Here is a 9,783-nt window from a genome sequence, read left to right as displayed (position 1 = left end):
GCATCGATGTGCCCACGATCACCCACGTGTTTAACTTCGGTTTGCCCATGAAGGCCGAGGACTACACCCACCGCATCGGCCGCACCGGCCGTGCGGGCCGCGACGGCTTGGCCGTCACTTTTGCCGAGTTCCGCGACCGCCGCAAGATTTACGACATTGAGTCGTACAGCCGCCAGCAGTTCAAGGCCGAAGTGGTTCCAGGCATGGAGCCCACCCAACGTGCTCCTCAGGCGCCCCGTGGCGGTGACTTTGGTGGCCGTGGCCGCTCGGGTGGCTACGACCGCGACAGCCGTGACCGCAAGTTTGGCGGCCCGGCCCGTGGCGGCCATGACCGTGGTGGCTTCGGTGGTGGTTTTGGCGGCGGTTTTGCGGGCCGTGGCGACAACCGTGGTGCTCCAGCCCGGGGCGATGGTGGTGGCTTCGGTGGCCGTGACGACCGTGGCGCTGACCGGGGTTTTGCGCCTCGCCGCGACGGCGAAGGTTACGGTCGCAAGCCGGGCTTTGGCGATGCAGGCCGAGGTGGCTTTGCCCCCCGTAGCGATGCAGGCGCACCGCGTGGTGACTTCGCGCCGCGCAAGCCTGCGTTCTCCAAGCCTGCGGGTGGTGGTGGCAAGCCTTTTGTGGCCCACGACGCGCGCAAGCGCCCTGCGCGCCCCGCACGCTGATGGATGGACAGAGGTCGAGCGTGTTGAGCGCTCCGTCCGAGCAAGGGCTGGCACTGTAAGGTGCCAGCCCTTTTTTGTGGCTGGATTGCGCGCCCCCCGCTTTTTTCGGGCCTTGTCGTCAATAATTGCCCACGGAGGAATTTTGTTGTGTTGTCTTCTCTCTCCTCGGGCGCCGACTACGAACACATGTTTGAGTTGGCACCCGTGTCGCTTTGGCTGGAGGATTTCAGCGAACTCAAGCGTCTGTTCGACGGTTGGCGCGCGCAAGGAGTGATGGACATACGCTCCCATCTGGCCGAAGACCCGGCCCGCCTACGCCAATGCAGTGCGTCGCTGCGTGTGCTGCAGGTCAATCGGCGCACGCTGGAGTTGTTCTCGGCCGACAGTCTGCAGCATCTGGAGGCGAATCTCGACAAGGTCTTTCGTGACGACCGGCACGACACTGCGGCACATGAACTTGCGCAATTGTGGGACGGGCAGATGGAGTTTGCCAACCAGACGGTGAACTACGCGCTCGATGGCCGACGCCTTGACGTGTTGGTCCGTGCGCGCATATTGCCTGGTCATGAGGCCGACTGGAGCCGCGTGCTGGTCTCTCTGGAGGACAACACTCAGCAACTGGAGGCGGCGCGCCGCTTGCGGCGCAGCGAGCAGTACGCGCGCGACCTTTTTGAGCATTCACCAGTCTCGCTCTGGGTTGAGGACTTCAGCGCTGTAAAGAATTTGCTTGATGGCGTGCGTGCCCAGGGCATCGGCGACTTCAAGACATTCCTCAAGGTGCATCCAGACTTTGTGGCACGCTGCATGCAAGAAATCCGTGTCATCGACGTGAACCAGCAGACATTGCGGATGTTCGGTGCCGCTAGCAAGGAGATGCTGCTCAACAGCATTGGCCGCGTGTTCCGTGGTGAGATGCATGAGTCCTTTGCCGAGCAGTTGCAGGACCTGTGGGAAGGGAAGACTTTCCAGCAGCGCGAGGTGGTGAACTACTCACTGTCCGGCGATGCGGTGAATATCCACATGCAATTCTCGGTGCTCGATAGCCATCGGCATGATTGGGGCCTGGTGCTCCTTTCGCTGGTGGATATCACAGCCCGTAAAAAGGCAGAGGCTTACCTCGAATATCTGGGCAAACACGATGTTCTCACCCAGTTGCGCAACCGCGCCTTCTATGCCGAAGAGCTGAACCGGCTCACGCGCAAAGGCCCCTGGCCGCTGTCCATCATTGCTATTGATCTGAATGGCCTGAAGGCTGTCAATGACGAGCAAGGTCACGCAGCGGGCGATTCGATGTTGCGGCGCGTGGGTGAGGTGCTTGCCAAGGCCGTGGATGCGCCCGCCTGTGCAGCCCGCATTGGTGGCGACGAGTTCACCGTGCTGCTGCCGGGGACCGACGAGCGCGGTGCCCAAGCGCTGCAGGAGCGCATTATCTCGATGCTGGAGCTTAACAACCAGTTCTATCCGGGCCAGCACCTCAGCCTGGCTATGGGCATCGCCTGCTGCCATTCTGGCGAAGCGGTGGAGGCTGCGATCAACCGGGCCGACCAGGCCATGTACGCCGAGAAAAACCGGTATTACCAGCAAAAGAGCGTGGATCGTCGGCACCCGTCCGGTACCTGATGTGCTCATCGTTCCCGCTGTATGGGCGGCGGACTGGCGGTGGGGCCGCCCCACAGACCCTGCAGGGCTTTCAGAGGTGCGTGGCCCTGCGTCCAATGTCGGGCCAGCGGTGGTGCAGATAGATCCAGGCCACCAGGCCAATGCCCATCATCAGTAGCGAGGCCAGTGCCAGCAGCGCTGTGGAGTGCATGACCAGGGGGGCAATCAGACCGGCCACCAGGCCATTGGCGCTGGATCCCACAAACGCTTGCATCGATGAGGCCATGCCCCGGCGCTCCGGATGCAGGTCTAGCACCAGCAGCGTGACCACCGGCACCATCAGTGCCCAGCCGAAAGAAAAGATGGCGATGGGTAGCAAGGCCCACCAGGCGTGTGGCGGAAACAGCAGATTTGCCGCGAGGTTGAACACCGCCACCGTGCACATGATGAGAAAACCATGGCGTATCTGCCGCTTGGGCGGGATGCGTCCGGCCAGGCGCCCGCTAAGCCAGGCGCCGCCCATGATGCCCGAGATGGTCAGAACGAAGAACCAGAAGAACTGTGTGGGTGCCAATGACAAGTGCTCGCCCAGGAATGCCGGTGCAGAGAGTACATACAGGAACATGCCATTGAACGGCACGCCGCTGGCCAGGGCCAGCAACACAAACTGCGCGCTCGACCCGAGCTGCACATAGCCGCGCATCAGGTGGCGCACATTGAAGGGCTGCCGGTGCTCGTGATGCAAGGTTTCGGGCAACAGGTGGTAGTTAGCAGTCCACAGCGCCACACCCACCAAGGTCAGAAACCAGAAAATACTGTGCCAACCAAGGTGCACGAACAACCAGCCTCCCACGATGGGTGCAATTGCCGGGGCCACGCCAAAGTAAATGGTGACTTGGCTCATCACCTTCTGTGCCTGGGCGGGGGGAAACATGTCGCGGATCACCGCGCGCGACACCACGATACCAGCGCCAGTGGACAGTCCTTGCAATGCGCGGAAGAACACCAATTGCCCGATGGTCTGCGACAGCGCGCAGCCCGCTGATGCCAACGTGAATACCGCGATGCCCCAGAGGATTACCGGCTTGCGTCCGAAGCTGTCGGCCAACGCTCCGTGAAACAAGCTCATGAACGCAAAGCCGAACAGGTAGGCCGACAACGTCTGCTGCATCTGCACCGGTGTCGCACCCAGCGCTGTGGCGATGCCCGAGAACGCGGGGATGTAGGTGTCGATTGAGAACGGCCCCAGCATCCCCAGCACTGCTAGCAACACAGCCAAGGCCCAGCGGGGCGCTTTCCAGAGCAGATGGGCTTGTGGGTTCATGCGGTCGTCAAGGCCAGAGGTTCGTAGGGGCATGCTGCAGTGTGCGGAGGGGGACTCGACATGCTACGAGCTTCGCAGTTGATTATGCGGTGGGACAGCGCAGTGGGCTGGCTCTGTGGAATTGGAACCCCAGATTGAGATTGCCGGATTACGTGTGGTGTTGCGGCGCTGGTAGCTGAAAGGGGCAATCTCAGGGGGCTTTCAGCTTGAAGTCCCGCAGCCGACAAACTGTCAATCCTGAGGGAAAGCAGGCGCGGCCAGTAGGGTGATGGATTTCAGCCAATGGCGGCTGGGGGGCTCAAGTCACGGTTTCCACCGCGCCAGGAGCTGACCCGTTGCTGTGAAGCGGTATTTTCCCTCGAATGCACCCTGGCCAAACAGGGCTAGCACCTGCTCATAGTAGGCCTTGGGCCGCAGCGGGCGTGCCTCCAGGCGCATGCGCTGCGACTGCAGTGCCTTGTCGTCCCCCATTGCACGCAGAAAGGGCAGCATAGCGGCCGAAAAGCCCGAGGGCGCAGGGCCCGAGGCCTGCCCGGTCAGGATATCGATGGATTCGGGCGGATAGCCCTGCTCGCGCACATAGCGGGCCATGGGCGCCAGGGTGTCGAGCAGCGCCTTGCGTCCGGGCGCGTCGGCATGCATCACACCCGCCCACAGGTAAACGCGGATGGCGTTATAGGTGCCCTGCCCCTTTTCTTTGCCTTCGGTGTCGATCAGGAATCCCTGCTTGGCGTCGTACACGGTCCAGTCCGGGGTGAAGCCCTTGGGTGACGCGCCTCGAATAATCTTGAGTGAGCTGTCCACCAGCTTTTTCCATTGCGGGTCGTAGTCACTGGCGGCCAGCCAGTGCATCAGATGCATGGGCATGTAGCTGGGGTTCAGGCGCCAGCGGCCATTGGGCTGCACGAACCCCTTGGGCGCGGGCAGCAGCGTGGGGCCCAGGCCCGGGATGTCAGCGGTTTCCTCGCGCAGCACGCGTGCGGCCAGCAAGGCTGAAAGGGCGCGGTAGCTGCGCTCGTTCCACAGGCGGCCGGCCTCGCCGAGCGCGTAGGCAATCCACAGGTCGGCGTCCGATGCGGCGTTGCTGTCGATCACACCCCATGTGCCGTCTGGGCGGCGGCCCCAGAGCCATGCGGGCAGGCGCGCTGTCATGTCGCCTTCGCAGAGGTTGTTCTCCGTCCAGCGCAACAGTTTGTCGAACATGGGCCGGTCGTTCGCCACCAGCGCAAAGAAAAGTGCGTAGGACTGGCCTTCGGAATAGGTCTGGCCGCCCCCGTCGTCATCGGAGACCACGCGGCCTCCTTCGTTGATGAACTGGGCTTTGAAAGCGTCCCAGGCGGGCCAGGCTGTACGGCCTCCGCCCGCTGCGGCTGGCTGGGCTTGTGCGCCCGGGAAGCAGGACAAGAGGGTTACTCCAGCACCTGCTTGCAGAGCCGCGCGGCGGCGAATTGAATCAGTCATGGTCTGCTGTGATTCCGCGCCATGTCATGCAGCGCAGCAAAAAATAGTGAATGTCGACGATAGGTGGATGCCAATGTCCAACATGGCTATTGGCAGCGGTTGACTGCGAAGGAGGGGTCATCCGCCGCCAAGGTGGATCGCCCGTGTAGTGCATTGGCTTGATACGGAGGTTGTCCATGGCTTCATTGCGCGTCTGGTCCGAGTCGCCACATTGGGTGCAAATTTTGCACGCCTTTTTCGGCTCTGGGCTCAGCGGGGACACGGTGTCTTCGTTGGAGGCGGTCGCTACCATGCGCCCAATGTTCGGGGGGATTGTGCCTATCAGCAGACCCTTGCTTCGTGGGGTGGGTAAAGGGGCAATGGATCAGAACCCATCTAACAGAAGCAGCTGTTTTTTTGAGGGCGCCCCGGAGGTCAGAGTCTGCACCGGCAGGCTTCCGGGCGTTGTGCGCGTACTGACTGCGAGAGTGGGGCAGTTGTTCTGAAAACAAAAAAGCCTGCTACTTATAGGTAGCAGGCTTTTCGTGCCTTGCGGCTTCGATTTGGTGGGTCCTGAGTGACTCGAACACTCGACCTACGGATTAAGAGTCCGCTGCTCTACCAACTGAGCTAAGAACCCAAATCTTTTTAAAATCTTTCTGCATTGCTGCAGAGCCTCGAATTATGCACTAATTTTTTGGCTGTTGGCAAGTCGGGCCAAAAATTTTCACTGCATCGCGTTGCGGCTGGCGAGCTCAACAAAGAGTCCGCTGTGGTCCAGGTCGCCCAGGCCGTGTTCGACACCAGCAGCGTACAGGGCCTCGAACAGTGCGGTGATGGGGGCATCAAAGCCCGTCTCATGGGCGGTAGCCATGGCGTTGCGCATGTCCTTGAGCTGCACTGCCATGCGGCCACGGGGGGCGAAGTCACGTTCCACCATGCGCTGACCATGCAATTGCAGGATGCGGCTGTCGGCAAAGCCACCGCTGATGGCCTCACGAACCTTTTCCATATCGGCTCCGCCTTTGGCTGCGAACAGTAGCGCCTCGGCCACTGCACCAATCGTGATGCCCACGATCATCTGGTTGGCCAGTTTGGCGAGTTGTCCCGCACCATGGGGCCCCACATGAGTGGCGCGGCCCAGGGGGGCGAAGACGGGCAGGGCCCGCTGGAAGTCTTCGGGGCGGCCGCCCACCATGATGGCGAGGGTTCCCGCTTCGGCGCCGACGGTGCCGCCTGAGACGGGGGCGTCCAGGTGTGCAACGCCAAGCTCGCCCAGGCGTGCGGCATGGTCGCGCGCTTCGCTGGGCTGGATGGAGGCCATGTCGATGAACAGGCTGCCCTTGCGCATGGCCCGGGCGGCGCCCCGGTCCAACAACACCTGGCCGACCACGGGGCCGTTTTCAAGCAGGCTGATCACGATGTCGGCATCCTGCACGGCTTGTGTTGGTGTATCGCTCACGGTGACGCCATGCAAGGCCAGCGGTTCTGCCTTGGCGCGGGTGCGGTTCCAGGCTCGCACCTGGTGGCCCGCTTCGCTCAGGCGGCGTGCCATCGGCAGGCCCATCATGCCAATGCCGAGAACGGCGATGTGCAACGGTGTAGTGGTCATGGCGTGCTTCAATATTTGCTGGGTGACAGGCCCTGATGCCATCATGTGCCTTTTTGGTGCGCCAGCCTGTCACGGACCTTGCAGCTCGGAGCGAATGCAAAGATGATGGCCGAAGCGGTTTTTTTTGTCCCACGGAGACATCTCCCATGAGCTTGCCCCTGAACGACCCGGCCTGGCTGGAGCGCATGTACAACAACCGTGCGCTGGTTCCCGACCACATGGACTACCTGCAGCGCTGGGCCCGGGATTCTGCCCAGGTGCGTGCCCAGGTGCCCTGTGTGCTCGATGTGGCGTATGGCACGGGCACTGGGGAAACCCTGGATATTTTCCCGTCCACCCGCCCAGCCGGTGCCCCAGTGCCCGTGCTGGTGTTCATCCACGGCGGCTACTGGCGGGCCCTCGACAAATCCGACCACTCCTTCATTGCCCCCCCGTTCACCCAGGCGGGCTTCTGTGTGGTGGTTGTGAACTATGCCCTGTGCCCGGGCACGCCCGTGGCGCCAGTCACCATTCCACACATTGTGCGGCAGATGGAGAAAGCTATCGCCTGGGTGGCACGCAACATAGCGACCCATGGCGGGGATGCGCGGCGCATCACGGTGGCTGGGCACTCGGCGGGCGGGCATCTGGCTGCCATGCTGCTGACCAGTGTGTGGCCGTTGATCGGTGCTGGCCTGCCGGATGGGCTGGTGCGCAACGCGTTGTCGATCTCGGGGCTGCATGACCTGGAGCCATTGATGCACACCCCTTTCCTGCAAGAGGCGTTGCACCTGACCGACCAGCATGTGCTGCAGGACAGCCCTGCGCGCCTGCTGGCGCCAGAGCACGGCATCCTGTATTGCGTTGCGGGTGGAGACGAGAGTGAAGAGTTCCACCGCCAGAATGGCCTGGTGCAGCAGGCGTGGGGCGTGCATTCGGTGCCACGCTGCCAGGTGCTGCCGGGGTTGCACCATTTCAGCATCCTCGACACCCTGGCGCAGCCCGGCAAGGACCTGCACCACATGGCGCAGAACCTGCTTCGCATGTAGAGCGGGGGCCACTGGCGCGGTGGCACCAGTCAGCACTGCGCCAGCTGCCGCTGCATGTGCCTTAGCTGGCGCCCGCCCATGCCCTGTCGGGGGGTTACATCAGCAGGTGCTCGCCTGCGTTGTCCCCGCCCAGGATCACGTAGTTCACCTTGCGGATGTCCATCAGCTTCTTTCCGCCAGCGTAGCTGATGGAGCTTTGTACGTCCTGCTCCATCTCGATGAGTGTGTTGGCAAGCTGGCCCTTGATGGGTTCCAGGATGCGCTTGCCTTCGACGTGTTTGTACTCACCCTTGTTGAAGTCGCTGGCCGAGCCGTAGTACTCCTTGTAGCGCGCGCCATCCACTTCCACTGTCTGGCCGGGCGATTCCTCGTGGCCTGCAAACAGCGAGCCGATCATCACCATGCTCGCGCCAAAGCGGATGCTCTTGGCGATGTCGCCATGGCTGCGGATGCCGCCGTCGGCAATGATGGGCTTGGTGGCCACGCGGGCACACCACTTCAGGGCCGACAGCTGCCAGCCGCCCGTGCCAAAACCAGTCTTGAGCTTGGTGATGCACACCTTGCCCGGGCCCACGCCCACCTTGGTGGCGTCCGCTCCCCAGTTTTCCAGGTCGATCACCGCTTCGGGCGTGGCCACGTTGCCTGCAATCACAAAGGACTTGGGCAGCTTGTCCTTCAGATAGCCGATCATGTTTTTCACGCTGTCGGCATGGCCGTGGGCGATGTCGATGGTGATGTACTCGGGCGTGAGGCCCAGTGCCACCAGCTGGTCCACGGTGTCGTAGTCGGGCTGCTTCACGCCCAGCGAGATGGACGCGTAGCAGCCCTGTGCGTGCATGTCCTTCACGAACTGGACGTTGTCCAGGTCAAAGCGGTGCATCACGTAGAAGTAGCCGTTCTTCGCCATCCAGGTGCAGATTTTTTCGTCCACCACTGTTTTCATGTTGGACGGCACCACGGGCAGGCGGAACGAGCGCCCGCCCAGCTCCACGCTGGCATCGCATTCCGAGCGGCTTTCCACCCGGCACTTGCGCGGCAGCAAAAGGATGTTGTCGTAGTCGAAGATTTCCATGAGATTCCAAGCTCCTTTGAAAGGCGCTGCCAAACCATTTCAGCAGCGTGGGGCGCTTGGCTTGGGACCGGCTTGGTTTGTGGGCGGGGCCGTGGTGGCCACTCCGAACCCCGCTATGCGCGGGCACAAAAAACCGGGCGACAAGAAACTTGGGCCCGGTGATTGATTCTACCCGCCTGTGTGGCAGACCCTATAACGGTGGTGGTATTACCGGTATCACGGGTACCGCCGATGCTGCCGGTTTCACTCGCAGCGGGACTGCGCAGCGGCCACCACGCGGCCCTGGGCGTCTTGCACCCAGCCCACCAGGCGCAGGCGCTCTGGCTTCGCTCCCTCGGGAATGCGCATCGGGCGCATCTCCTGTTGCTTTGGTTGCTCTATTTTTGATAGCGAGTTGCCTTTATCCCATGCGCCAGAAAGCATGTTTCTGACCACATTTCTGGGCGCTGTGCTGCCGTCGGTCCCGGCGGGCACGGATTCGACCAGCGCCAGGTGAAAGCGCCAGGGGCCGTGCTGGCGGGCGGTGCGGGCCGGGGTGAAGCTGATGGCGGCGCCCATGTAGTCGTTGAACGGCGGGCCCTGGGCCACGCGCAGTTGTGCAGGGGCTGCTGATTCAAGGACTGCAATGTGCACGTCGGTGCGTGCAGGCACGGGGCGGGCCAGCGTGTCCAGGCGCGCCAGGGCATCGGTGGTCGCGGCGGCCGACAGCGGCGCGTCGTCGCCCAGGGCGCCGGGCACGATCCAGTCCAGCACCACCGCCTGGCCCTGGGTGGACGGTGCGGGTGGGGCGGCGTCTGTCCAGCAGGCTTCGCAGTCGGCGTTGATGAAGCGCTCGAACACCACCATGGGCCGGGGCGCGCCGTCGCTGCTGCAACTGGCCTGGGCCCAGGCGCCAGGGGCGAAAGAAAGGGCTAGCAGCAGGCTGGTCAGTGCAGGTGCAATGTTTTTCATCGGTGGAAGGGGCAGGGGCGGGGCGCTTTCTACAATGGCTGGATGTTCCCACAAGACCTGTTTTCGGGTGCGCCGTCGCCTTCCCCCGCCGG

The 9,783-nt window shown here is 62.8% G+C and carries 8 protein-coding genes and 1 tRNA gene; 3 read left to right on the top strand and 6 right to left on the bottom strand.

What is annotated here, in order from left to right; genetic code table 11:
• Nucleotides 1–665, top strand: a 665-nt coding sequence (locus tag DBR12_RS23385) for a DEAD/DEAH box helicase (RefSeq protein ID WP_255575930.1), incomplete at its 5' end; no start/stop codon positions are given.
• Between the two features lie 147 nt (nt 666–812).
• Nucleotides 813–2,285, top strand: a complete 1,473-nt coding sequence (locus DBR12_RS21470; RefSeq protein WP_199226756.1) for a GGDEF domain-containing protein — start codon at nt 813–815, stop codon at nt 2,283–2,285.
• A gap of 70 nt (nt 2,286–2,355) precedes the next feature.
• On the opposite strand, the gene DBR12_RS21465 is transcribed toward DBR12_RS21470, so the two are convergent.
• The 4 genes from DBR12_RS21465 to DBR12_RS21450 all read right to left on the bottom strand — a co-directional run bounded on the left by DBR12_RS21465 (nt 2,356) and on the right by DBR12_RS21450 (nt 6,640).
• A complete protein-coding gene (locus tag DBR12_RS21465) occupies nt 2,356–3,588 on the bottom strand; it encodes a multidrug effflux MFS transporter (protein WP_108619075.1) in 1,233 nt (410 codons plus the stop codon).
• Between the two features lie 303 nt (nt 3,589–3,891).
• Nucleotides 3,892–5,049: a cellulose synthase complex periplasmic endoglucanase BcsZ gene (gene bcsZ / locus DBR12_RS21460; RefSeq protein WP_108619074.1), complete on the bottom strand. Its 1,158-nt coding sequence runs from the start codon at nt 5,047–5,049 to the stop codon at nt 3,892–3,894.
• 543 nt (nt 5,050–5,592) lie between these two features.
• Nucleotides 5,593–5,668 (bottom strand) — tRNA-Lys (locus DBR12_RS21455).
• Between the two features lie 87 nt (nt 5,669–5,755).
• Nucleotides 5,756–6,640, bottom strand: a complete 885-nt coding sequence (locus DBR12_RS21450) for an NAD(P)-dependent oxidoreductase (protein WP_108619073.1) — start codon at nt 6,638–6,640, stop codon at nt 5,756–5,758.
• Between the two features lie 146 nt (nt 6,641–6,786).
• Between DBR12_RS21450 and DBR12_RS21445 the strand changes: the two genes are divergently transcribed.
• Complete coding sequence (locus DBR12_RS21445; protein WP_108619072.1) at nt 6,787–7,668, top strand: alpha/beta hydrolase; 882 nt, start codon at nt 6,787–6,789, stop codon at nt 7,666–7,668.
• A gap of 94 nt (nt 7,669–7,762) precedes the next feature.
• Here the strand turns inward: DBR12_RS21445 and DBR12_RS21440 are convergent, their stop codons facing one another.
• Together DBR12_RS21440 and DBR12_RS21435 are read right to left on the bottom strand one after the other, a co-directional pair.
• Nucleotides 7,763–8,740, bottom strand: a complete 978-nt coding sequence (locus DBR12_RS21440) for a GMP reductase (protein ID WP_108619071.1) — start codon at nt 8,738–8,740, stop codon at nt 7,763–7,765.
• Between the two features lie 243 nt (nt 8,741–8,983).
• Nucleotides 8,984–9,691, bottom strand: a complete 708-nt coding sequence (locus DBR12_RS21435) for a hypothetical protein (RefSeq protein ID WP_108619070.1) — start codon at nt 9,689–9,691, stop codon at nt 8,984–8,986.
• Between the last annotated feature and the right edge of the window lie 92 nt (nt 9,692–9,783).

The sequence above is a fragment of the Acidovorax sp. HMWF029 genome, from assembly GCF_003060895.1.
Taxonomy (GTDB): domain Bacteria; phylum Pseudomonadota; class Gammaproteobacteria; order Burkholderiales; family Burkholderiaceae_C; genus Acidovorax.
Note: the sequence above shows the minus strand (reverse complement) of the source record. Positions and strands in the feature narration are given on the sequence as shown.